The organism is Streptomyces sp. NPDC058653 (genome assembly GCF_042716895.1).
GTDB lineage: Bacteria > Actinomycetota > Actinomycetes > Streptomycetales > Streptomycetaceae > Streptomyces.
The window spans coordinates 157,593-181,528 of record NZ_JBHXRM010000011.1; the positions used below are offsets into that span (position 1 = coordinate 157,593).

Genomic DNA, 23,936 nt, shown 5'->3' on the forward strand with positions numbered 1-23,936 from the left:
GCCGCTGGTCTCAGGGGCCCGCGTGGACCTGGCAGGCCCAGAGGCTGGGGGTGCGGGGGTACTCGGCGCGCAGCTCGCGCACCGCGTGGTGCAGGGCGCGTGCCGTGAGGGCGACGGAGAGGGGGCCGTCGGGCCGGGTGTGCAGCTGCTCGTACACCCGGCGGGCGACCCTGGCCCCGGTCCTGTCGTCGACCGGCCAGAGCGAGCCGACCACATGGGGGAAGCCCGCCATCTGGAAGGCGCTCGCGATGTGCACGGACTCGTCGGCGAGTTCGGCGCCGATACGCATCGTGTCGCACGCGGAGAGATAGGCCAGGCCGGCGCCCGGAAGGCGCAGCCGGGCCAGGTCGCGAACGGTCGGCGAGGCGTCCGGCGGGCCGTGCAGCACCAGCCGGCCGTTCGAGGGGCGCAGCGGATCGCTGACGGCGTGGCAGGCGAAGTGCACGTGCGCGTGGTCGCGCAGCCGGGTGTCGACGGCCGCGCGGGTCGCGGCGCCGTCGGCGAGGAGCGTGGCGCGCGGCAGCCGCCGTGCCAGCCAGTCGGCCTCCTCGCGCGCGCCGGGCAGCGGAGGAAGCCCCTCCGCGTCCGGGACGGCGACGATCAGCACGGAGTCGTCCCGGGCGCCGGCGCCGGAGGGTCCGGGGGCGCGCGTACGGGCGTGGTGGAGCGTACGGAGCGTGGGGGCGTACGAGGACACCACCCGGTCCAGGGCGCCCGGTCCGCCGCCGTCCGGCTCGGCCGCGTGCAGGGGCAGGGTGCCGAGCAGCCCGCCCGGCGACCACCAGATCCGCGGCGGCGCCTCCCCCTCCGGAGGGACGCCGAGGCCCAGCCGGTCGAGCACGGGGCGGGTGACGGCCGACCAGAGCCAGTCCAGCGTGGCCCGCACCTCGCCCTGGGCCCGCAGCACCTCCGGGTGGTCGGTCCCGGGCGCGTTCAGCCGGGCGAGCGCCGCGTGGAAGCGCTCGGTGCGCGCGGCCACGTCGGAGGCGGTGAGCAGCGGCAGCGGCAGGGCCTCGACGGACCGCGCGGTCACGAGGAGGGCGCCGCCGCCCGCCTCTCCGCCGGCGGTGTCGGCACTGTCGTCCGGCGGTACGTGCACCAGGACCACGGGGCCCTGGTCGGCCGCCGCGAGCAACTCGGCGTCGTCCCAGTCGCGTACGGAACGGAAGAGCCGCAGCTCCGGATGGTCGGCGCGGATCCGGGCGGTCAGCTCGTCCCACCGGGCCGTCAGCCGCTGCCGTCGGTCGCTGGCCGGAGCAGCCGGCGCCGCCGGGTCGGCCGAGGGGTCCTCCAGGCTCTCCGGCTCCAGCTCGGACGTCGACGCGTCGAGTCCCCGCCGCAGCCGGACCAGCTCGTCCGCCGACTCCGGCGCCCTGCGGGCCAGTTCGGTGAGGTCACTGTTCGCGTCGAAGGCCTGCGCCAGCAGCACCCCGCGCGCCTGCTCCAACAGCCGTACCGCGAGGGCCGGTTCACCGCACCGGACGGCGCACGCCGCCGCCTCCGCGCCCAGCCCCGTCATCCCGCCGAGCCGGAACTCCTGGTCGTCACGGAGGAGATGGCGCGGCGAGACGACCGGCATCAGGTCGACGGCGACCACGTACCCCTTGAGCGCGAGATCGGGCCGTCCGAGCCTCGTCCAGGCGCGCGCCCACCGCCAGGCGGCGGCGACGCGTTCGGAGGGCGGGCACTGCGGTTCGAGCGCCGCCTCGCGGAAGGCCGCCGCGGACTGCCGCAGATCGTCCGGCGCGCCGGTACGCGCGTGCCGTTGGTCCAGCAGTTCACCGAGGATGAAGAGCCGGGTGGTGAGATTCGGGTGGTCGGGCGGCGTCGCGTCGACAGCCTCCCGCAGCTGCCCGATCACCTGTTCGTGCGCGCCGGGGAACCAGTCCGTGCGGAAGAGCGCCCGCTGCACGACGGCGTCCGTGACCAGGAAGTTCGGCCTCAGCGGCGAGCCCTCGGGCAGCGCGGCGAGCGCCGACTCCAGGACCGTGCGTGCCTCGCGCAGATCCCGGCGGCGGCGGGTGAGGCCGGAGCGGGAGACCAGGATGACCGCCAGCGACAGCTGCCTGGTCGGCCGGAGCGGATCGGTCGCGCCGGTCAGCTCCAGCGCGGCTCTCATCTGCTCCACCGCCTCGTCCAGGGTGGCCACGTCGTTCGTCCGTTCGGCCGTACGCATCAGGGCGGCGCCGGTCGCGGAGAGGATCGCCGCGCGCTTCGACGCGGACGCGCCGGGCAGCGAGGCGGCGCGCCGCCGGCACTCCAGTGCCTCCGCGAGGTCGGCGGAGTCCTCCAGCCTGTTGTGCCGGAGCATCAGCGCGGCGCTGAGATTGATCAGCCGGCCGCCGAGCAGATGATGGCCGGCGGGGGTCTCCCGGACGGCCTCGCGCAGCGCGTCGACCGCCTCCGTCAACACCGCGGTCCCGGTGGACTGTTGGTGGAGCGAGACCAGGACCATGCCCAGGTTGGTGAGCACGCCGGGACGGGAGGCGTGAGCGGCGGGGATCGCCGCGAGCGCCTCGCGCATCCTCGCGGCGGCGGTCACCAGGTCCTCCGGAGCGCCGAGGCCCCGCTCGAACCGGCCGCGCAGCTCCAGGGCCGAGTTGACCAGCCACTCGACCGTCCGACCGGCCGACGGGCCCGCCTCGGACGTCTCCTCCTCACCGATGAGCCGACGCGCCTCCGCCAGGTCGCGCAGGTCGCCGAGGCGCGCGTGCCGCATTCTCAGCGCGAGTCCCAACTGCCGCTCGGCGTGCCCGCGTTGGTCCGGAGAGCTCCAGGTCTCCCGGCACGAGCGGGTCAGCAGGGCGATGGCCTCCTCCAGATCGGCGAGCCCGCCCGTCCGCTCGTACCGCTTGACGAGAGCGAACGCCACGCCGGTCAGGGCCGGGCCCGGGCCGTCCGGGTGACCGGAGGCCGCGCCCCTGCTGAGCGCGACGGCCTCGTCGAACTCCTCGACCGTGCCGCCCCACCGGTCGAGCCGCAGACTCAGCGCCGCCCCCAGGACGCCCCGGTGGCGGGCGAGGTCGGGGTGGTCGTCGGCCGACTGGGCCAGTACGTCGCGGGCGATCCCGATCGCCTCGTCCAGATCCTCGGGGTCGGACGTCCGCTCGTACCGCCCGACCAGCGACACCACGTGATCGCCGAGCCGGGTCAGACGGTCCGGGTCGCCGGCCGGGGTGAGCCGTAGGGCGCGGCGTTCGAGGCGCAGCACCTCGTCGGCGAGCCGCGCCGACTCCTCCCGCAGGGTGTCGTCGTCCCAGGCGCGCGCCGCGGCGTCCAGGGCGTCGGACAGCCGGGAGAGCCGTACGGGGAGCGCCGGGTCGTCGTCCGCGGTGGCGAGCACCGAGAGCCGGCCGGTGCCGATCGCCTGGGCGCGCAAGAGGTCGGGGGTACTGCCCGGGCTCGCGAGGAGTTCCGTCGTCCCCGCCGGCTGACCCGGCAGTCGGCGGCCCTCACCGGCGGCGGTGGCGGCCAGACACACCATGCTCCACACGTCCGGCCCGCCCGCGTCGGCGGGGTCGGGCCGGGACTCCGGGGGCAGCGGGGCCCAGAGCTCCGCCAGCTCCGGTGGTACGGCCTGACGGTCGACCACCCAGACCGGGAGCAGCAGCATCCCCGCGCAGGCACCCTCCTCCCCGCCCTTTCCCTCGCCCAGCTCGCCGCAGCGTGCCCAGTAGAGCCAGCCGGCCACCTGCCGGGCGTCCATGTCCGTACCGAAGTCGCAGCCGCGCAGGAGCGCCTTCAGTTCGGCGTCGGCCGCCGGGCCGAACAGCAGGGCCCCGTCGCCCAGTTGAACGGCCCGCTCCAGCCGTCCCGCGACCGCTCTCAGCAGGTCGTCCCGGCTCGCACCCCGCACGCTCACACCCGCCCCGCTCACATCCGCCCCGCTCACATCCGACTCCTCACCAGCCTCACTCATTGTCGTGGAGAGGGAGCCAAGCGTGGCCGCCCGAGGCACACTTGACGCCATGACCGCATCAGACAGGGCGTACGAGGAGCGTCGACACGCCGATTCCGTCGCGGCCCTCTGCGCACTCCTCGCACAGCGGGACGGCCTCTGGCGCACGGACGAGGACGTCGCGGCGGCCACCGAGCGGGCCAGAGGACTGCTCGCCCCCGGCACGACCGCCGATCCCGGGCAACTCCAGCAGGCGTTGCGGGAGTTGGACGAGGCGCTGCTCCGGGCGGGCGACCCGCGCGGCCTGGGCGGCGCCCTCCGGGTGGGCGCGGGCTCGGTTCCGGGGATTGGGTCCCGCCCCGACGTCCCCGGCGTCCGCCCGATGATCAAGGTCGCGCTCTGCCCGGGTACGGCGCCCTGCACACGCCGTGAGCCCGCCAAGGACCTGTGGCCCGCGCCGCCGTGCGCGCTCAACGGCGTACGGATGCGCAAGGAGCGCCTGCGCCGGGACCCGACGGCGTGAGCGCGACCCCACGAAGGCGCGCGCGCCGGTGAACCCGCTCCTGGTCACGCTCGGCACCAAACTCACCGAGCGCTGGCTCAACCTCCTCGTGCTGCCCGGCGCGCTCTTCCTGGGAGTCGTGGCCGCCGGCACGACCCTCGGGCACAGCCACTGGCACGACATCGACCGGCTGCGCGCGGCGCTCGACGACCTGACCGCGCGGCCGGTCCTGGACCGTACGGGCACGGCGGCGGTCGCCGTGGCGGCGCTCCTGCTGCTGTCCTCGGCGCTGTCGCTGGCCGCGCAGTTCGTCGGGACCGGGATCGAGAACTTCTGGATGCGCGAGAGCCGCTTCCCCCTCGGGCGCCGGCTCCAGCGCGGACGGCACACGGCCTGGCGGCGCCTGGACGGCGAACGGACCGAGGCGATCCGCGACCCGGCCACCCCTGCGGCGGAGATCGAACGCCTCACCCGGGCCCGGGACCGTATCGCCCTGGTCCCGCCGGGCCGCCCCTCCTGGTACGGCGACCGGCTGGCGGCGACCGCCGCCCGGGTCCACGCGGCGTACGGCATCGACCTCGCGGCCGTCTGGCCCCGGCTCTGGCTGATCCTCGCCGAACCGGCCCAGCGCCAGATCGAGTCCGCCCGCCTCGGCCTCGCGACGGCGGCACGTCTCGGCGCCTGGTCGGCCGGCTACCTCGTCGTCGCCGCCTGGTGGTGGCCGGCCGCCGTGATCGCCCTGGGCTGCGCGGCACTGGCCCGCGCCCGGGCCCGCGAGGCGGTGGAGTCACTGGCCTCACTGATGGAGGCGGCGGTCGACGTCCACGCCCGTGACCTGGCGGTCCTGGTGGGCCTGCAACCACCGGACGCCACGGGCCTGTTGTCGCCGGAGACCGGCGAGGGCCTGTCGGAGATCTTCCGCAAGGCGGACTAGGGCATGCCCGCGGGGCCCACGGCACGCCGACGCCACCGCCGCCGTGGGGTCCGCGTCCGGCATCGGCGCCGCGAGCAGGGTCCCGCCCGCTTCGCGGGCCACGACAAGGACGGGCCGGTCCTTGCCGCACCCGTCGTTCCCTCGCCCGACCGCGTCACGCCCGACGCGCCGGCGCCCGACGGCGAGTCGTCGTCCGGGAGCCTGGCCGGGCCCGACTGCACCACGGCGTACCCGAGCGTCCGTCAGCTCTGCCCGCTGCGCTCCTTCTCCCGCAGTGCCTCCTCGACGGCGTTCAGTACGCGCGCGTCCTCACGTTCCTTGCGGCGTGCGCGGGCGCGGCGGCGGAGCAGGAACGCGCCGACGAGCGCCGCCACCAGGACGACGACGATCAGCAGCAGCGTCCAGGGGACGGCCCAGCCGTGTGCCGTGGCCTCGACCGGCTTGAGCGCGGTGGTGGAGCCGGAGGCGTCGATGAGCAGGGGGGTGAGGGTCGCGGTCGCCGTCAGGCCGAATCCGGGCGTCACGCCGTGGACGGGCACCTTCATCTTCCAGGTCTCGTCCGGGAGCAGGTCCGGCGGCGGGGCAATGTCGCCCGCCTCGGCCCGCAGCCGGCCGAACGGGCCGGAGACCGATACCGACTGCCGGGCGGACAGCAGGGCGTTGCCGGTGTTGTGGATCGTGTAGGTGACCGTCGCGTCCCCCTTGGCGAACGGGACGAGGGAGCCGTCGTAGTCGACGCGCAGGTCCTCGACCGCCAGCCTCGGCTTCAGCTCGCCGCTGACGCGGAGCTTGACGCGGATGCCGAGGCGCCGGTCGACGTTGATGCCCGCCGCGTCGTCGGCCTGCTTGAGGGAGGTGAGAACCCCGCCCACGTAGTCGCCGGGCGTGGCATTGGCCGGGACCTCGACCGTGAAGGGGACCTCGGCGGTCTTGCCGGGCTTGATCAGGACGCTGTCGCGGGCCGCGTGGGTCCAGACGCCGATGCCGACGGACTTCTTGTCCTTGGTGAGCAGGTCGAGTTGGCCGGTGCCGGTGGTGTAGCCGTCGGCCGCGTAGACGGTGAGTTCGAGCGGGGAGTCGCTGCGGTTGGCGACGACCATGGCGTCCTTGACCTGGCCGCCGGGGTTGACGGTGTAGCTGTAGCTGGACCGGTCGTCCCCGTACCCGTTCGCGGCCGTCCTGACCGTCCAGGTGACGTCGCCGTCGGCGGCCCGCGCGGGGCCGGCGCCGAGGCCGGCGATCGCGAAGGCCATGAGCAGCGGCAGGGCGGCGACGGTCCGGCGGAGGGCGGTTCGACGAGCGGCGATTCGCCGGGCGACGGCACGGGGGGTGCCGGCACGGGGGGCGCCGGCAGGGAGGAGGGCGGTGCGGAGGGAGGCGGCGACGCCGTTCCTCCGGCGCGTTACGGGCGTGGGCATGGTGGGTCTCTCCTGGAACGGGAGGCGGGGCAGATCACCCGAAGGCGCCTGCCCCGCCGGTGGAACGGGTCGGATCAGCTGCTCAGCGCGGTGATCGTGAGAGTGGCGCGGTAGCCGCCCTTCTCGACGCTGTCCGGGATCTTCAGCCCCAGGTCGGCGCCCAGCTTGGCCGTACCGCGGGCATGGCCCTGCTCGGCCGAACCGAGGCCGCGCGAGACGGACAGTCCCTTGCCCTGATCGTCGTAGCCGGAGGCAACCTTCGCGCCCGCCTTCGACCCCGCGCCGTTCACGAGCACGCGCGGCGTCCAGCCGAGGTAGGAGCCGGAGAACGTCTTGCCGGCGTCCTTGAAGTCACCCACGTTGGCCGAGATCGACCAGGGCGCGAGCGAACGGCGGCTGTCCGAGACGGCGATGGGGTTGATCTTGCCGTTCGCCTCGAAGTGGGTGCCGTTGGTCTCCTTGGCGGTGCCGAGGTCCACCAGCCCGTTGTAGCCGTCGATCGTCCAGCCGAACTCGCCCGGAGCGACGTCGGGTACGTTGACCTGGAGGTCCTGGCCCTCGCCGTGGTACGGGTGGACCGTGACCTTGTCGACGAGCGAGCCGACCGGCTGGCCCTCAGCGGTGTTCTCGCACCAGCTGCCCTTCTCGACCGCGGCGTTCGGAGCGGCACAGGTGCCGCTGCGGACGTTCTCCACGACGAGCTTGTCGTCGCGCACCTGGACCTTGACGTAGGTGCGGACGTGCTCCTGGTTCTGGACGGAGTTGTACCAGTAGCTGTCCGGGTTCAGCGGGTCCGCACCGTTGCCGGCGCCGCTCGTACCGCTGCTGTCCGGCTTGGTGATGTCGTAGTACTTCGAGCCCGACGCGGAGTTGCCCGTCACGTACAGGACGCCGCCGGGGCCGGGGTACACGTCGGAGGCGCCGGGCTGCTCGTCCGGGTTCTCCTTCTGGCCGTTCTTGTTCAGGTAGCTGCGTGAGTAGCTGTGGTCGTGGCCCTGGAGCACCAGGTCGACGCCGAGCTTGGAGAAGGTGGTCGGGAAGTCCACGCGGCGGACCTTGTTGTCGCTGTCCTGTGCGTGGGCGGCCGGCGAGTAGATCGAGTGGTGGTAGGTGAGTACCTTCCACTTGGCCTCCGCGCCGTGCTTGTTGATGACGTCGGTGACGTAGTCGAGGTGCGCCGCGTCACCGCCGCCGCCCTGGGAGGTGGCGTAGCTGTTGCTGTTGAGGTCGATGAACAGCACATCCTTGTAGATGTACCAGTAGTCACCGCCGGAGGTGTTGGACGCCGGGTTGCCGTTGGAGTAGTACGGCGCCGAGCGGTCCGTGTTCGGGGTGGTGAAGTGCTGCTCGTACGCCTTGCCGCCGACGTCGTGGTTGCCGATGGTGGCCGCCCACGGGTACTGACGCAGCTTGTCGGGCGCGAGGAAGGCGCTCCACTGCGACTCGTTGTTCGCGGTCTCGACCTGGTCACCGCCCGACACCAGCAGTTCGGCGTCGGGGTTGGCCGCCAGCGAGACGTCCACGGTGTCCTGCCAGCCGGCCTGGTCCTTCGCCAGATCGCCGGACGAGCCGATCTGCGGGTCGCCGTAGAACAGGAAGTCGTAGTCGCCCTCGAAGTCCTGCGTCTTGAAGGCGTACGTCGAGGACCAGTTGCCCTCGGTGCCCACGCGGTACGAGTACCCCGTGTGCTCCTTGAGGCCGGTGATCGTGGCGTGGCGGTTGAAGCCGCCGCTCGTGGCGATGTTCGCCGCGCCCATGGCGTCGAAGGTGGCGGCGCCGGCCGGGAACTCGCCGTTGACGAGCTCCGCGGTCGGGGCGACCTGGAGCTTCTGCGCGGTGTCGGTGGAGGAGTACCAGGTCACCGTGCGCTGGGACTCGTTGGCGCCGACACCGAGGACGATGCCGGTGAGGCCGGCCGGCTCGGCGGCACCGGCGGGGGACGTCATGCCTCCGCCGAGGGCCACGGCCAGGCCGAGGAATGCCGCCGCGGCGCCTGTGGCGACGCGGCGTCGCGCGGGCCGGGAGGCCCGCGCAGATGGTCTGAGTGTCATTTTGCGTTCCTTTTACCCACATGGGTGGATGTATTGGGCATCCATAACTTCGTGGGCGTTGGTGAACCGGAGACGGCTGCGACTCACGAGTCAGTTGAACTCTTGACTTCCAGGGCTCACCTGGCGACCGGCTCCCGGGATCAGAGCCCGAACAGCCGCTGGGTGAACCACACCAGCCCCATCACGCACACACCCGCGGAGATCACCGCGGTCGCCCAGAGACCCGCGGTCGGCGCACGGCGCCGCAGCACGGTCAGCAGCGGGAAGACCAGGGCGATGATGGCCAACTGCACGGCCTCGATCCCGACGTTGAAGACCAGGAGCGACCAGAGCAGGGTCCAGGAGAACGCCTCGTCGATGCCCAGCGCGCCCGCGAAGCCCAGGCCGTGCACCAGGCCGAAGCAGAACACGACACCGAGGCGCAGCCTGCCCGCCCGGTCCAGACCGAGACGACCGCGTGCCGCCGTACCGTCAGGGCCGGGGCCGGGGACCGGGTCGAGGCCGGCGGTCCGGCCGCCGCCCGGGCGGATCTGCCAGAGGTACCACCCGGCCACCACCGCGATCGACAGCGCGATGACCGGCTCGACGACGCTCGACGGCACGTCGACCAGACCGAGGGCGGCGAGCATGAACGTCACCGAGTGCGCCAGGGTGAAACTGGTCGCCGCGAGCACGATCTCGCGCAGCCGCCGCGACCCGGCGATGAGCGCGAGCAGGAACAGGATGTGGTCGATCCCGCCCAGCAGATGCTCGGCGCCCAGCCGGAAGAACTCCCAGAACCGCTCGTACCACGCCTGCCCCAGCGAGAAGGACGGATGCCCGGCGTCCAGCGCGGCGCTGCCCGAGCGGCCGTCGATCTCGTACGTGACGATCGTCTTGGTGCCGCTGACATAGGTCTCGGCGTCGGGGAACAACTCGCTGCGCACCTCGGGGTCCCCGCCCCCCTCGGGACAGGACCAGTCGAGCAACAGGACCGCGTACGGCACGCCCTCCTGGCGCCCCATCGTGAAGTCGCCGACGCGGGCCGGTGTGCAGTCGGCGCCGTCCGCGCCGACCGAGAAGCGCTCGGTGACGTAGGAGAGGGCCGACGTCGCGTGGCTGTTGAGCGCCTCGCCCTGTGCGGCGGTGTCACCGGACTCGAACGCGGCGGTCCCGGTCCGGAAGAGGGGATCGTCGCCCTCCGCGTCGGCGGCGGAGACGATGAACAGGTCGTATTCGAGCTGGAGTCGGGTCCGTATATGACCGTCCTCGCCCGAGGTGACGTCGGCGTAGACGGTCGAGGTGAATCCGTGGGCCTGCGCCGACGGACCGAGGCCCAGGAGAGCGATCACCGCGGCGGTGATCACGAGCAGGGCGCGGCGGAGGTGTCGTGACATGTGGCTGGCTCCTTCAGGTTGCCAGTGCACGGTGTACGTCACCGGTGAACACGGCCCGGCCGATCGGCGAAGAACGCAGAAACAACCACGATGAAGACACCTGCGCATGTATGGAGGCAGAAGCCGGGATAGCAGGATGTAGGCGCACCGTCCCTCATCACTCGGAGGAAGATCGCCTTGCGCTCCCCGCTTAGGGCCGCCGCCGCACTGGCCGCGGCAGCCGCGCTGGTCACCGGATGCAGCTCCGGCGACGACTGGTCACGGCCGCACCCTGAACCCACCGCCGTCGGCACGCTCGGCCGGGGGTTCGTCGACCCCTCCGCCTCACTCGCCCCCGAGGCCACCGCGACGCCGCGGCCCGGCTCCTGGGCGGGGGTCCACCCGTCCGAGGGCTACCGCGTCGTACTGGTCACCGCGGGGGACGACCGTCCGACCAAGGCGCTGGTGAAGGCCGTCGAGGAGTGGGGCCGGGAGGAGCACGTCGATCTCAGGACGGTCGCCGCCGAGAACGCGCACGACCTCATACCCGGCATCACCCGGGCCATGGAGATGCGCCCCGACCTCATCGTCAGCGCGGGCAACGACCTCGTCGACCCCCTCGCCACCATCACGCCCAACCATCTGGCACAGCGGTTCCTCGTGGTGGGGGCGGAGCTGGCCGAGCCGACCGACAACGTCACGGCGGTCGACTGGTCGGGCGCGTCCTTCCGCGGCGAGGGGCTCGGCGCCTCCTCCACGTACGACCCCGACTCGTTCACCCCCGAGCGCTGCGCGGCGGCCATCAGGGCGGGCACGGCGGCGGTGCTCAACGACCTGACCGGAATAGTGATCTGGCTCGACAAGCTCTAGAGCGGCGCGGTCCGGCGGATCGCCGTGGGCCCCCGGGACGAGGCGGGCGACCGCGCGGCCCGCACCACCCGCTCCCTGTCACGCCGACACGCCGCCGCTCCCCCCGCGCACCCCGTACGGCGCCCCTTCGTACCCGGTCGGCCGGGCCCCGGTCGCGCGCTCCGCACGCGCGACGGAAGGTCGGTCCGACCCGTCACGCGCGCCCGGAGGTGCCCCCTGTCCGCCGACACGCTCGACACCGTCGACGCCCAAGACGCCCCCGGCACCGCCGGCACCGCCGCGAAGTCCCCGGCCCCACCGCCCGCCCGCACCTCCACGGCCGTCGTCACCTCTCACGACGCTCACGCCCCTCATGCCCCTCACGCCCCTCGCACTCCCCGCGCTCCCCGCCTCGTCGCGGCCCTGCGCCGCGCCGCCCCCGCGCTCGGGCTGTTCGCCGCCGCGCGCCTCACCGGGCTGCTCGTCGTCTGCCTGTGGGCCGAGCACATCGGCCGCTCCCCGGGCCAACTCCTCACCCGGAGCTGGGACTCCACCTGGTACACCCGGATCGCCGCCGAGGGCTACGGCCACACGCTCCACTTCGCGGACGGCGCCGTCCACAGCGACCTGGCGTTCTTCCCGCTGTACCCCGGTCTCGTCCGCGCCGCCACCACCGTGCTCCCGGTCGGCGGCGGCACCGCGGCGCTGCTGATCTCCTGGGCCGCCGCCGCGGTCGCCGCCTTCGGCATCCATCTGCTCGGCGAACGCCTGCACGGCCGGACCGCCGCGACCGTCCTCGTACTGCTGTGGGGGCTGCTGCCGCACTCGGTCGTGTTCTCCATCGCGTACACGGAACCGCTGCTCACCGCCTGCGCCGCCCTCTCCCTGTACGCGGTGCTCACCGGCCGCTGGCTGTGGGCGGGTTCGCTGGCGGCCCTCGCGGGCCTCGCGCGGCCGAACGGGGTCGCCGTCGCCGCGGCGGTGTGTGTCGCGGCGGCGTACGAGCTGTGGAGGCGCCGGGGGGACGCGCCCGGCCGGCTCTGGGCGGGGGCGATCGTCGCGCCGCTCGGCTGGGGCGGCTATGTGCTCTGGGTGGGCGTGCGCACCGGCGATCCGCTCGCCGGCTACTTCGCCGTACAGCGCGGCTGGCGCTCCCGCTTCGACTTCGGCGTCGACGCCCTGCGCACCGTACGGGACATCGTGCTCCGCCCCGCCGAGCTCGCCACCACTGCGACCGCGCTCCTCGTCGGCGCGGCGGTGCTCCTCTTCGCGCTGCTCGTCGTGGACCGGGAGACCCGGCCGCCGCTGCCGGTGCTGGTGTACACCGGCGTCCTGCTGCTGATCACGGTCGGCGGCGCGGGCTTCTTCGAGTCCAAGCCGCGCTTCCTGCTGCCCGCGTTCCCGCTGCTGCTCCCGGCGGCGTGCGCGCTCGCGAAAGCCCGGCCGAGAGCGGCGATCGTGGTGATCGCGGCCCTCGCCGGGCTGTCGTGCTGCTACGGGACGTACCTGCTGACGCTGGCTCCACCGCCGCTGTAGCGCCGGGCCGGTGTCCGCCGGCCCCGGCCGTCAGGCCTCGTCGGCCGGCTTCTGCTCGGCCGCCTGGCCCTCGGCCGGCTGACCCTCGGCCGACTTGTCCTCGGTCGGCGTCAGCCCGAAGGTCTCCACGAGCCACTTGTCGAACTCGATCGACGCCCGCACCCAGCTGACGGTCGACGACACGAAGTGCTCCAGGCTGACGCCGGTACCGATCAGCATCTGGGCCTCGCCGATGAGCCGGACGGTCGTGGGGCCGTCCTCCTCCTCGTGCACGTGGCTGTAGACCTTGGGCCACAGCGTGCGGCGGTTCCAGTCGTCGATCGCTTCGAGGATCTTGGGCTTGTCCTCGATGGCGTGCGGCCGGTCGTAGAAGGTCCGTACCGAGAAGACCTGCTGGTCGTCCTCGCCACGGAACATGAAGTACGTACGGAAATCCTCCCACGGCGCCGCGAGGTCACCCTCGTCGTCGACGACGTACTTCAGCTCCATCTGGTCCAGGAGCTGCTTGACCAGATCCTGGTCGGGGACGACAGGGCCCGCCGGTCCCGCAGCCTGCGGTTGGGGCTGGGCCCCGAAGTTCGGAATCGAGGACGGGTCGATAGTCATCGCTGGATTCTCCTGAGGAAGGCATGCCGTTGTCTGACAACGACCCTAGCCGCGATCCCCCTGTGGCAACCGCGCACCCCGTCGACAATCCGGCGGAAGCCCCGACGGGGTCCGCCACCGGCACGGTGACGGACCCCGGGTCGGACCGGACCGGGCGGCCCTACGGCGTCTTCTCCAAAGAAGGCGCCCCCGCGCCCGGCCCAGCGCCGGCCTCCGCAGGGCCCTCCGCGCCGTCCCCGGCCTCCGGCTCCCGCACGCGCGGCGCCGGCCCCACGATCAGCCCGTCGCCCGCGCGGTCGACCCGTACCGTGTCGCCGTCCACGACCTCGCCCGCGAGGATCTCCTTCGCCAGCCGGTCGCCGATCGCCGTCTGGATCAGCCGGCGCAGCGGCCGTGCCCCGTACGCGGGGTCGTTCCCCTTGTCGGCGAGCCAGGCCAGCGCGTCGGGCGTGATGTCGAGGGTCAGCCGGCGGTCCGCCAGCCGCGCGGCGAGCAGAGCGATCTGGAGGTCGGCGATCCGGGCCAGCTCGTCCTTGGAGAGGGCCGAGAAGACCACGAGATCGTCCAGCCGGTTGAGGAACTCCGGCTTGAAGGACGCCCGTACGGCCTCCAGGACCTGCTGCTTCTTCGTCTCCGCCGAGGGGATCGGGTCGACCAGATACTGACTGCCGAGGTTCGAGGTGAGGACCAGGATGGTGTTGCGGAAGTCCACCGTCCGCCCCTGGCCGTCGGTGAGCCGGCCGTCGTCGAGGACTTGGAGCAGTACGTCGAAGACCTCCGGGTGCGCCTTCTCGACCTCGTCCAGCAGGATGACGCTGTACGGCCTGCGGCGGACGGCCTCGGTGAGCTGGCCGCCCTCCTCGTAGCCGATGTAGCCGGGCGGCGCCCCGACGAGCCTGGCCACCGAGTGCTTCTCGCCGTACTCGCTCATGTCGATGCGGACCATGGCCCGCTCGTCGTCGAAGAGGAAGTCCGCCAGCGCCTTGGCCAGTTCGGTCTTGCCGACACCGGTCGGTCCGAGGAAGAGGAACGAGCCGGTGGGCCGGTCCGGGTCCGCGATGCCCGCGCGGGTGCGCCGTACCGCGTCCGAGACCGCCTCGACCGCCTCGGTCTGGCCGATCAGCCGGCGGCCCAGCTCCGCCTCCATACGGAGGAGCTTGCGTGTCTCCCCCTCCAGCAGCCGCCCGGCCGGAATCCCGGTCCACGACCCGACGACGTCGGCGATGTCGTCCTCACCGACCTCGTCCTTGACCATGGTGTCCTGGGCGGTCCCCGCCTCCGCCTCCGCCATCGTGGCCGCGGCCAGCTCCTTCTCCACGGCCGGGATCTCGGCGTGCCGCAGCTTGGACGCGGTCACGAGGTCCTGCTGGTCGGTGGCGTCCTGCGCCCGCTCCAGCTGGGAGAGCAGTTCGTCCAGCTTCTTCTTCAGGTCACCGACGCGGTTGAGACCCTGCTTCTCCTTCTCCCAGCGCGCCTCCAGCCCGCGCAGCTCCTCCTCGCGGTCGGCGAGGTCGCGGCGCAGCTTCTCCAGCCGCTGCTTGGACGCGGCGTCCGACTCGCTCTTCAGCGCGAGCTCCTCCATACGGAGGCGGTCGATCGTCCGCTGCCGCTCGTCGATCTCGACCGGCTTGGAGTCGATCTCCATACGGAGGCGGGACGCGGCCTCGTCCACGAGGTCGATGGCCTTGTCGGGCAGGAAGCGGGAGGTGATGTAGCGGTCGGAGAGCGCGGCGGCGGCCACCAGCGCCGCGTCCGCGATCTGCACCTTGTGGTGCGCCTCGTACCGGCCCTTGAGACCGCGCAGGATCGCGATCGTGTCCTCGACGTTCGGCTCCGCGATCAGGACCTGCTGGAAGCGCCTCTCCAGCGCGGCGTCCTTCTCGATGCGCTCGCGGTACTCGTCCAGGGTCGTGGCGCCCACCATGCGCAGCTCGCCGCGGGCCAGCATGGGCTTGAGCATGTTGCCCGCGTCCATGGCGGAGTCGCCGCCGGCGCCCGCGCCCACGACGGTGTGCAGCTCGTCGATGAAGGTGATGATCTGCCCGTCGCTGTCCTTGATCTCGGACAGGACGGTCTTCAGCCGCTCCTCGAACTCGCCGCGGTACTTGGCGCCCGCGACCATCGCGCCCAGGTCCAGCGAGACCAGCTTCTTGTTCTTCAGGGACTCCGGCACGTCGCCCTTGACGATGCGCTGCGCGAGCCCTTCCACGACGGCCGTCTTGCCGACGCCGGGCTCGCCGATCAGTACGGGATTGTTCTTCGTACGGCGCGACAGCACCTGCACCACACGGCGGATCTCCTGGTCCCGGCCGATGACCGGGTCGAGCTTGCCCGCACGCGCGGCGGCCGTGAAGTCGGTACCGAACTTCTCCAGAGCCTTGTACTGGCTCTCCGGGTCGGGTGTGGTCACCCGGCGTCCCCCCCTTGCCTTCTCGAAAGCGGCCTGCAACTTCTTCGCGTCGGCGCCCTGCCTCGTCAGCAGTTCTCCGGTCCTGCCGCCCTCCGCCGCGATCCCGATGAGCAGATGCTCCGTCGAGACGTACTCGTCGCCCAGCTTCCTCGCCCGCTTCGCCGCGTCGCCGACGACGGCGAGCAGCGCGCGGTCGGGCACCGGGGGCGCGACGGTCGAGCCTCGCACGCTGGGCTGGGCGGCCAGCAGCCGGTCCGCCCCGGAGCGCAGTTCGGCCTGGTCGGCCTCGACCTCGACGAGCAGATCGGTGACGTTCTCGTTGTCCTCGCCGCCGAACAGCGCCAGCAGCAGGTGCGCGGGCGTCAGGTCGGCATGGCCCGCCGACTCCGCGCGCTCGGTGGCGGCGTGCATGGCGTCTTTGCTCTTGTTCGTCAGCGCGGCGTCCACGTGCGGTCTCTCCTCCTCGGCGCGGGGCCCGTCCCCAAAGAACCTGACCCACCCAACGTACGTAAAGTTGAGTCTATTCCACTCAAGCCGGATCGGGGTACGTCCACCCACCGAGCAACTGCCCCCGACCCGCGCCCCGGAGGCCAATACGCGCCTATTCTTCCGGCATGACCCAAGACGTACGCGATCCCGACGCCGACTATCTCGCCTTCTGGCGGGAGCGCCACCTGTGCACCCTGACCACGCTCCGGCCGGACGGCACACCGCATGTGGTGCCGGTGGGTGTGACGTACGAGCCGGAGACCGGACTGGCACGTGTCATCACCGGCAAGAACTCCACGAAGGTCGCCAACATCCTCGCGGCGGGCCCGGACGGGGCGCGGGTGGCGGTCTGCCAGGTCCACAAACGCCGCTGGGCGACGCTGGAGGGCCTCGCGACGGTACGGACGGAGGCCGACCGGGTCGCGGACGCGGTAGGCCGTTACGCGGCCCGCTACGAGCGCACGCCGAAACCGAACCCGGACCGGGTCGTCATCGAGATCGCCGTCGACCGCACGCTCGGCAGAGGATGATCCGCGCCCCGCGAACGCCGCCTTCCCGCGGCGCGCGGCACAGCGACGGCCGGCCCGCACGCGGGCAGCACAGCGGCGCCATCGCGTTTCAGGTCCACGATGGCGCCGCTGTGTGGGGGAAGCGCCCGAGCGATCTACTACGACGGGGGAATCGCTCAGGCACTGCGGGGGGTGGCGGAAATGGTCTGTGGTTCGACCAGCTGGTGGTCACGCTGGTCGAGGTTTACGAAAATCATGTCGTACCGAATCGCGCAGCGTACGGGCTGCGGCGCCCCCCGAGGCTTCCTCAGACACCGGTAGGCACGGACGTCCTCGTCCTCCTCGCGGACGACGACCACGGGCTCTCCGAACAGCGTGACCATCAACGAGTCACCACGGTGAGGGATCGCCGTGACGAGATCGATGAAGTGCCATCCCGACCGGTAGGCCGAAGCCATCTCTCGCCGAAAGACCCTGTCGTCCGGCGGGACAGTCATGCGCCCAAGTCCACCGGTGCGCTGTCCCAGGAGGGATCACTCGGCAGAGCCTGGACGGCGGACACAGACGAACTGTCCGCCGAGGGGGTGCCACCCGCGACGAGCGAACCCGTCACGGCCACCGCAAAAGCAAGTACGCAAAACGCGCGAGCCATCCTCTTCATGGACGATCTCCACCCCATTCTGATCACTATCCTCCCCCCGCGACTAAGACGATGGCCCACGTCGAACGCTTCCACCAGCGAGCACAGGCATCATGTTCCTGTAATTCAGGACCCTGAGGGGGTGTCAAATGCAGTCAAGTCAGGGAATTGACGGACATAGGCATGGGCCTGGCGAACTATGCGAAGCCGGCAAAAATCTCTACGCGGCAGCTCTACGTTCCGGCCGGCTGTCCCGGTCCGAGGTGGAGGGCGCGCCCTGCCTGCTCGCCCTGGCGCTCCTGCGCCCGGACCCGGACGATGCCCAGTGGCTCCGTCCCGTATCCCCGTCGATCGCGCTCAATCAGCTCACGCATCCCCTCGAGCGGGAGATCCAGGAGCGGCGGCAGCTCGCCATGTCGCTCGCGGAGACCTTCGAGCCGTTCATGACGCTCACCGCCATGGACCCCTCGGCCACGCACGCGATCACCGTGCTGGAGGGGCTGAGCCTCATCAACTCCACCCTGGACCGCGTCACCGCGGAGTGCACCGAGGAACTGCTCACCGTCCAGCCCGGCAGCGGACGGAAGCCGGGCGCCCAGGAGGAGGCCCTGCGCAGGGTCCGGCCCTTGATAGACAACGGCGTCAAGATGCGGACCCTCTACCAGCACACGGCCCGTCACCACCCCGCGACGCTCGCCTACGTGGAACTGGTCGCGCCGCACGGGGTGGAGGTCCGCACCCTTGAGGAGATCATCGAGCGCCTCATCATCGTCGACCGCAAAGTGGCCTTCGTGCCCGCGCGCAGCGACCGCAGGATCGCCCTGGAGCTGCGCCACGAGGGGCTCGTGCAGTATCTCGTCGGCGTCTTCGAGCAGTTCTGGCTCCACGGCACCCCCTGGGACGAGCAGTTGTCGTACGCCCCGGAGATCGACGGCATCACCAGCATCCAGCGCTCCATCGCCAAACTCCTGATCGACGGGCACGTCGACGAGGCCATCGCACGCCGGCTCGGTATGAACGTCCGTACCTGCCGCGCCCACATCGCCAAGCTGAGCACCACCCTGGGCAGTGGCAGCCGGGCCCAACTCGGCTACCTCATCGCCCAGTCGGGAATCCTGGACCACGACCACTGAGCACTCCTCGGCAACCCTCCTCCACCAGCTAGAGTCGCACCACCGTCATCTTGCTGCATTGCAGAAAGCGGAGGGTGCCGAAATAGGCGAAACCGGAGAGAACCAGACGCATCATCCCCACGGCGAACGGGAACTGTGCGAGACGGCCGTCGGTCTCTACACCGAGGCGCTGCGCGGCGGGCGGATCGCTCGCGCCGCCCTCGCGCCGGCACCCTGTCTGCTCGACATGGCGCTGCTGTACCCCGACCCGCTGGACGCCGCGTGGATGTGCCCGGTGCTGCCGTCCGCGGCTCTGGCGCATCTCCTCCAGCCCATCACGCGTGAGATCCACGAGCGCGTGCAGCTGACCACCTCCCTGGTCAACTCCCTCGCGCCCCTGAGCGCCGTGGTCGCCGAGGACCCGGGCCTCTCGCTGACCGTGCTCGACGGGCGCGTACTGATCGACGCGAAGGTCGGGGAGGCCGCCAGGGCGGCGACGAAGGAGATCCTGACGGTCCAGCCGGGGTTCAGCAGGGAGCGCACGCTCATGATGGCCGGGCTGGACCGCTCCCTGGCCGCCATCGAACGCGGGGCCCGTCTGCGGCACCTGTACCAGCACCCGGCGCGCTACAGCCCGCACATCAAGGAGTACCTGGCGCAGGTCCCGGCCGACCGGCTGGAGGTCCGCACGGTCGAGCAGACCGTCGAGCGGCTGGTGATCGTCGACCGCGCGGTGGCGTTCATCCCCGCCAGCGCCGACCGCCGCACGGCCCTGGAGATCCGGCACCCCGCCCTGATCACCTACCTGGTGCAGGTCTACGAGGTCCTGTGGGCCCAGGCCACGCCGATGACGGAACGCCCGCCCACCTCACCGGACGCGCCGGTCACCCCGGTCCAGCAGAGCATCGCCCGCCTCCTCGTGGAGGGCACCACCGACGAGGTCGTGGCCCGCAGGATGGGCATCAGCGTCCGCACCTGCCGCTCCCACATAGCCAAACTCATGCAGGCCCTCAACGCCTCCAGCCGCACCCACCTGGGCGCCCTTCTGGTCCAGTCGGGCCTGGCCGAGCCCCGGACGAACACCCGCCCCTGAACCGCGCTCGCGCGAGGAGGGCCTGTTCGGCCCCGGAAATGTCCCGGGGCCGAACAGGCCCTCCGTCAAGCTCCGGAAGCTAGTCCGACGACAGCTTCGGCTTCGGCCGCCACACCACCAGCGCGCTCGTCTGCTGCACGTCCTGGTAGGGCACCAGGTCCCGGCGGTACGACGCGTGGACCTGGGCCTCGCGCTGGCGCATCGCCGCAGCAGCGCCGTCCACCGCCGCGCCCAGTTCGGCGACGCGCGCCTGGAGCGCCGCGACCTGGTTCTCCAGCTCGATGATGCGCTTGATGCCGGCCAGGTTGATGCCCTCGTCCTGCGACAACTGCTGCACCTGGCGGAGCAGTTCGATGTCGCGCGCCGAGTAACGCCTGCCTCGGCCCGCCGTACGGTCCGGCGAGACGAGGCCCAGCCGGTCGTACTGGCGCAGGGTCTGCGGGTGCAGACCCGACAGCTGGGCCGCCACCGAGATGACGTACACCGGCGACTCTTCGGTCAGTTCGAAGGCCGGGTTGAACGATGAGTGCGGTCGACGCCGCCCGACCCCGTCCATTGGAGTCACGCTCCCTTCGCTGCCTGGAACAGCTCGTCCCGCGGGTTCTCCCCCGCGGTCGCCTTCCGGTAACTCTCCAGCGCTTCACGGGCCTCGGCGCCGAGATCCTTGGGAACGGCCACCTCGACGGTGACGAGGAGGTCGCCGCGCGTGCCGTCCTTACGGACGGCACCCTTCCCCCGGGCGCGCATCGTACGGCCGTTGGGCGTGCCCGCGGGCAGTTTCAGGGTCACCGGCGGCCCGCCCAGCGTCGGGACCTTGACCTCGCCGCCGAGGGTCGCCTCCACGAAGGTGACCGGCACCGTGACGGTGAGGTTGTCGTCCCTGCGGCCGAAGACCGGGTGCGACCCGACGTGGACCACCACGTACAGATCACCGGCCGGACCGCCGCGCTCACCGGGCGCGCCCTTGCCGCGCAGCCGGATCCGCTGGTTGTCGCTGACGCCCGGCGGGATGCGGACCTGCATGGTCCGCGAGGACTTGGCCCGGCCGCTGCCCTTGCAGACCTCGCAGGGGTCCTGGGCGATCAGCCCACGGCCCTTGCAGTCCACGCACGGGTCGGTCAGCGAGAAGCCGCCGCCCGTGCCGCGCGACACCTGTCCGGTGCCGACGCAGGTCGGGCAGACCCGCGGCGAGCCGTTCTTGTCGCCGGTGCCCGAACACGCCTTGCAGGGCGCCTGGCTGGACATCCGCAGCGGGACCGTGGCCCCGTCGACCGCCTCGGTGAAGCTGAGCGTCACCTCGGACTCGATGTCCTGGCCCCTGCGCGGCTGCGTACGCGTGCCCGTACCGGCGCCGCCCCGGTTGAAGAGGCCGCCGAACACGTCCCCGAGCCCGCCGCCGAAGCCGCCCGCGCCGCCCTGGCCCTGGGGCCCTCCGCCGCCGCCCTGGGGGCCGCCTCCGAAGAGGTCGCCCAGGTCGAAGTTGAAGGACCCGCCACCGGCCCCGGGGCCGGCCCGGAAGCCGCCCCCGTTGCCGAAGAGCGAGCGCGCCTCGTCGTACTCCTTGCGCCGCTTGGGGTCGCCGAGCACGTCGTTGGCCTCGGAGATCTCCTTGAAGCGCTCCTCGGCCTTGACGTCACCCTTGTTGGCGTCCGGATGGAACTCGCGGGCGAGCTTCCGGTACGCCTTCTTGATCTCTGCTTCGGTGGCGTCCTTGGGGACGCCGAGAACCTTGTAGTAGTCCTTCTCCACGAAGTCCTTGGTACTCATTTCCCGACGTCCCTCCTCACTGCCCGTGATACGTACTGCTCGTCATGCGTGCTGCCCGTCCGTACCGGCCGCGCGCACCTCAGCCCTCGTCCGGGCCACCGCTCTCCTCGTCCGTGTCCGGCTCGTCGGCGCTCTTCGCCTTCTCCCCGGGCTGGACCCCCGGCTGGGGCTCCGCCACGGCGACGCGGGCGGGCCTGATGGTCCGCTCGCCGAACCGGTACCCAGGCTGCAGGATCGCGACGCACGTGTCCTCGGTGACATCCGGCGCGTAGCTGTGCATCAGGGCCTCGTGGATCGTCGGGTCGAAGGGCTCGCCCTCCTTGCCGAACTGCTGGAGGCCCATCTTCGCGGCCACCGTCTCCAACGATTCCGCCACCGACTTGAACCCGCCCACCAGCTCGGCGTGTTCCCGGGCGCGCCCGATGTCGTCGAGCACGGGCAGCAGCTCGGTCAGGAGGCTCGCGACGGCGATCTCCTTGACCGTGACCCGGTCCCGCTCGACCCGGCGGCGGTAGTTCTGGTACTCGGCCTGAAGCCGCTGGAGGTCTGCCGTGCGCTCACCGAGCGCCGTACGGACCTGGTCCAGCTGTGCGATCAGGGCGATCTGTGTGGCGTCCTGCTGTACGTCCCCGGCCGGGGCCGCCGGGCCCGGCTCCTTGGCGGAGTCCGGCTCGGCGGCCTTCGGCGCGGCGTCTTCGGGGGTGGCGCCGGAAGGGACGTCGGGCTCCTCCTCGAAGCCCGGAGTCTCCTCCGTCACGCGGCACCGTCCTTCTTGGGCTTCTCGTCGTCGACGATCTCGGCGTCCACGACGTCGTCGGCGCCGTCGGGGCCGCCGGCGGGACCGGCCTGCTCCGTGCCCTGGGCGTCGTTGCCGGCGCCCTCGGCCTGCGCGTTGGCGTACATGGCCTGGCCGAGCTTCTGCGAGACGGCCGCGACCTTCTCGGTGGCCGTGCGGATCTCGGCCGTGTCCTCACCCTTGAGCTTCTCCTTCAGCTCGCCGATGGAGGTCTCGACCTCTTCCTTCACGTCACCGGGGACCTTGTCCTCGTTGTCCTTGAGGAACTTCTCGGTCTGGTACACGAGCTGTTCGGCCTGGTTGCGGGTCTCGGCGGCCTCGCGACGGCGGTGGTCCTCGTCCGCGTACTGCTCGGCCTCCTCACGCATCCGGTTGACCTCGTCCTTCGGCAGCGAGGAGCCGCCGGTGACGGTCATCTTCTGCTCCTTGCCGGTGCCGAGGTCCTTCGCGGCCACGTGCATGATGCCGTTGGCGTCGATGTCGAAGGCGACCTCGATCTGCGGCACACCGCGCGGGGCGGGCGGCAGACCGGTCAGCTCGAACATTCCGAGCTTCTTGTTGTACGCCGCGATCTCGCGCTCGCCCTGGTAGACCTGGATCTGGACCGACGGCTGGTTGTCCTCGGCCGTCGTGAAGATCTCGGAGCGCTTCGTCGGGATCGTCGTGTTGCGCTCGATCAGCTTGGTCATGATGCCGCCCTTGGTCTCGATACCCAGGGACAGCGGGGTGACGTCGAGCAGCAGGACGTCCTTGACCTCGCCCTTGAGGACACCGGCCTGGAGCGCGGCACCGATGGCCACGACCTCGTCGGGGTTGACGCCCTTGTTGGCGTCACGGCCGCCGGTGAGCTCCTTGACGATCTCGGCGACGGCGGGCATACGCGTGGAGCCACCGACCAGGACCACGTGGTCGATCTCGGACAGCGCGATGCCGGCGTCCTTGATGACGTTGTGGAACGGGGTCTTGCAGCGCTCCAGCAGATCGGCCGTCAGCTGCTGGAACTGCGAGCGCGTGAGCTTCTCGTCCAGGTGCAGCGGGCCCTCGGCGGACGCCGTGATGTACGGCAGGTTGATCGTGGTCTCGGTGGAGGACGACAGCTCGATCTTCGCCTTCTCCGCGGCCTCGCGGAGACGCTGGAGAGCCATCTTGTCCTTGGACAGGTCCACGCCGTGACCGTTGGCGAACTGCTTCACCAGGTAGTCGACGACGCGCTGGTCCCAGTCGTCACCACCGAGGTGGTTGTCACCGTTGGTGGCCTTCACCTCGACGACGCCGTCACCGATCTCCAGGAGCGACACGTCGAAGGTGCCGCCGCCGAGGTCGAAGACGAGGATCGTCTGGTCGTCCTTGTCGAGGCCGTACGCCAGCGCGGCGGCGGTGGGCTCGTTGACGATACGCAGGACGTTGAGGCCCGCGATCTCGCCGGCCTCCTTCGTGGCCTGGCGCTCGGAGTCGTTGAAGTAGGCCGGCACGGTGATGACCGCGTCGGCGACCTTCTCACCCAGGTAGGACTCGGCGTCGCGCTTCAGCTTCTGAAGGACGAACGCGGAGATCTGCTGCGGGTTGAAGTCCTTGCCGTCGAGGTTGATCTTCCAGTCGGTGCCCATGTGGCGCTTGACCGACCGGATGGTCCTGTCGACGTTCGTGACTGCCTGGCGCTTGGCGACCTCTCCGACGAGCACCTCGCCGTTCTTGGCGAAGGCGACGACGGACGGCGTGGTCCTGGCGCCTTCGGCGTTGGTGATGACGGTGGGCTCGCCGCCTTCGAGAACGCTGACGACGGAGTTAGTCGTGCCCAGGTCGATGCCGACCGCACGTGCCATTTCGATTCCTCCAACTGACTTGAGTGGAACAGGCTCAAGGATGCACGACTGATCCCCGGCCGTCAACAGAGCTGAGTCGAGGCGACTCAACTATCGTGCGGCCCGACTTCCGGACACCGCCCGGGAACCACCCGGTTCCCGCAGGTCC

At 71.6% G+C, this 23,936-nt stretch carries 17 protein-coding genes and 2 pseudogenes; 7 read left to right on the plus strand and 12 right to left on the minus strand.

Annotation, left to right across the window (positions count from 1 at the left end):
* Nucleotides 1-10: 10 nt before the first annotated feature.
* Entirely contained in the window at nt 11-3,892 is a 3,882-nt protein-coding gene (locus ACFWU9_RS12780; RefSeq protein ID WP_384317237.1) for a CHAT domain-containing protein, read from the minus strand.
* Nucleotides 3,893-3,968: 76 nt separating this feature from the next.
* On the opposite strand from ACFWU9_RS12780, the gene ACFWU9_RS12785 reads away from it, so the two are divergent.
* Complete coding sequence (locus ACFWU9_RS12785) at nt 3,969-4,421, plus strand: hypothetical protein (RefSeq protein WP_384317239.1); 453 nt, start codon at nt 3,969-3,971, stop codon at nt 4,419-4,421.
* A gap of 28 nt (nt 4,422-4,449) precedes the next feature.
* Nucleotides 4,450-5,334 carry a hypothetical protein gene (locus tag ACFWU9_RS12790; RefSeq protein WP_384317242.1) on the plus strand — a complete coding sequence of 295 codons (885 nt, stop codon included), beginning with the start codon at nt 4,450-4,452 and terminating at the stop codon, nt 5,332-5,334.
* A 60-nt stretch (nt 5,335-5,394) separates the two neighbouring features.
* On the opposite strand, the pseudogene ACFWU9_RS12795 reads toward ACFWU9_RS12790, so the two are convergent.
* The 4 genes and pseudogenes from ACFWU9_RS12795 to ACFWU9_RS12810 all read right to left on the minus strand — a co-directional run.
* A pseudogene (locus ACFWU9_RS12795) lies at nt 5,395-5,472 on the minus strand (type II toxin-antitoxin system PemK/MazF family toxin); the annotation flags it as partial.
* A gap of 104 nt (nt 5,473-5,576) precedes the next feature.
* Nucleotides 5,577-6,752: a WxL protein peptidoglycan domain-containing protein gene (locus tag ACFWU9_RS12800; protein WP_384317244.1), complete on the minus strand. Its 1,176-nt coding sequence runs from the start codon at nt 6,750-6,752 to the stop codon at nt 5,577-5,579.
* Between the two features lie 74 nt (nt 6,753-6,826).
* A complete protein-coding gene (locus ACFWU9_RS12805; RefSeq protein ID WP_384317246.1) occupies nt 6,827-8,803 on the minus strand; it encodes a fibronectin type III domain-containing protein in 1,977 nt (658 codons plus the stop codon).
* A 140-nt stretch (nt 8,804-8,943) separates the two neighbouring features.
* Nucleotides 8,944-10,179 carry a HupE/UreJ family protein gene (locus ACFWU9_RS12810; RefSeq protein WP_384317249.1) on the minus strand — a complete coding sequence of 412 codons (1,236 nt, stop codon included), beginning with the start codon at nt 10,177-10,179 and terminating at the stop codon, nt 8,944-8,946.
* Nucleotides 10,180-10,356: 177 nt separating this feature from the next.
* Between ACFWU9_RS12810 and ACFWU9_RS12815 the strand changes: the two genes are divergently transcribed.
* Nucleotides 10,357-11,028 (plus strand): hypothetical protein, encoded by a 672-nt coding sequence (locus ACFWU9_RS12815; protein WP_384317252.1) that lies wholly within the window; start codon nt 10,357-10,359, stop codon nt 11,026-11,028.
* A 402-nt stretch (nt 11,029-11,430) separates the two neighbouring features.
* Nucleotides 11,431-12,543, plus strand: a complete 1,113-nt coding sequence (locus ACFWU9_RS12820; protein ID WP_384317303.1) for a hypothetical protein — start codon at nt 11,431-11,433, stop codon at nt 12,541-12,543.
* A gap of 30 nt (nt 12,544-12,573) precedes the next feature.
* Here the strand turns inward: ACFWU9_RS12820 and ACFWU9_RS12825 are convergent, their stop codons facing one another.
* Together ACFWU9_RS12825 and clpB are read right to left on the minus strand one after the other, a co-directional pair.
* Nucleotides 12,574-13,149 (minus strand): YbjN domain-containing protein, encoded by a 576-nt coding sequence (locus ACFWU9_RS12825; RefSeq protein ID WP_384317254.1) that lies wholly within the window; start codon nt 13,147-13,149, stop codon nt 12,574-12,576.
* Between the two features lie 262 nt (nt 13,150-13,411).
* Nucleotides 13,412-16,006, minus strand: a pseudogene (gene clpB, locus ACFWU9_RS12830) (ATP-dependent chaperone ClpB); the annotation flags it as partial.
* A gap of 167 nt (nt 16,007-16,173) precedes the next feature.
* On the opposite strand from clpB, the gene ACFWU9_RS12835 reads away from it, so the two are divergent.
* Nucleotides 16,174-16,578: a pyridoxamine 5'-phosphate oxidase family protein gene (locus ACFWU9_RS12835; protein ID WP_384317256.1), complete on the plus strand. Its 405-nt coding sequence runs from the start codon at nt 16,174-16,176 to the stop codon at nt 16,576-16,578.
* 155 nt (nt 16,579-16,733) lie between these two features.
* Here the strand turns inward: ACFWU9_RS12835 and ACFWU9_RS12840 are convergent, their stop codons facing one another.
* On the minus strand, nt 16,734-17,054 hold the full coding sequence (locus tag ACFWU9_RS12840) for a hypothetical protein (RefSeq protein WP_023539836.1): 321 nt from the start codon (nt 17,052-17,054) through the stop codon (nt 16,734-16,736).
* Nucleotides 17,055-17,346: 292 nt separating this feature from the next.
* On the opposite strand from ACFWU9_RS12840, the gene ACFWU9_RS12845 reads away from it, so the two are divergent.
* The gene (locus ACFWU9_RS12845) at nt 17,347-18,330 is read left to right on the plus strand and encodes a helix-turn-helix transcriptional regulator (RefSeq protein WP_384317259.1); all 984 of its coding nucleotides are present in this window, start codon (nt 17,347-17,349) and stop codon (nt 18,328-18,330) included.
* An 82-nt stretch (nt 18,331-18,412) separates the two neighbouring features.
* Nucleotides 18,413-19,402 (plus strand): LuxR C-terminal-related transcriptional regulator, encoded by a 990-nt coding sequence (locus tag ACFWU9_RS12850; protein ID WP_384317306.1) that lies wholly within the window; start codon nt 18,413-18,415, stop codon nt 19,400-19,402.
* A gap of 79 nt (nt 19,403-19,481) precedes the next feature.
* On the opposite strand, the gene ACFWU9_RS12855 is transcribed toward ACFWU9_RS12850, so the two are convergent.
* From ACFWU9_RS12855 to dnaK, 4 genes are all read right to left on the minus strand, one after another.
* The gene (locus tag ACFWU9_RS12855; protein WP_189111065.1) at nt 19,482-19,958 is read right to left on the minus strand and encodes a heat shock protein transcriptional repressor HspR; all 477 of its coding nucleotides are present in this window, start codon (nt 19,956-19,958) and stop codon (nt 19,482-19,484) included.
* A gap of 5 nt (nt 19,959-19,963) precedes the next feature.
* Complete coding sequence (gene dnaJ / locus ACFWU9_RS12860) at nt 19,964-21,169, minus strand: molecular chaperone DnaJ (RefSeq protein ID WP_384317261.1); 1,206 nt, start codon at nt 21,167-21,169, stop codon at nt 19,964-19,966.
* A gap of 79 nt (nt 21,170-21,248) precedes the next feature.
* The gene (gene grpE / locus ACFWU9_RS12865; RefSeq protein WP_384317264.1) at nt 21,249-21,926 is read right to left on the minus strand and encodes a nucleotide exchange factor GrpE; all 678 of its coding nucleotides are present in this window, start codon (nt 21,924-21,926) and stop codon (nt 21,249-21,251) included.
* The gene (gene dnaK, locus ACFWU9_RS12870) at nt 21,923-23,788 is read right to left on the minus strand and encodes a molecular chaperone DnaK (protein ID WP_384317267.1); all 1,866 of its coding nucleotides are present in this window, start codon (nt 23,786-23,788) and stop codon (nt 21,923-21,925) included. Before dnaK ends, grpE begins: the two co-directional genes overlap by 4 nt.
* Nucleotides 23,789-23,936 lie beyond the last annotated feature (148 nt).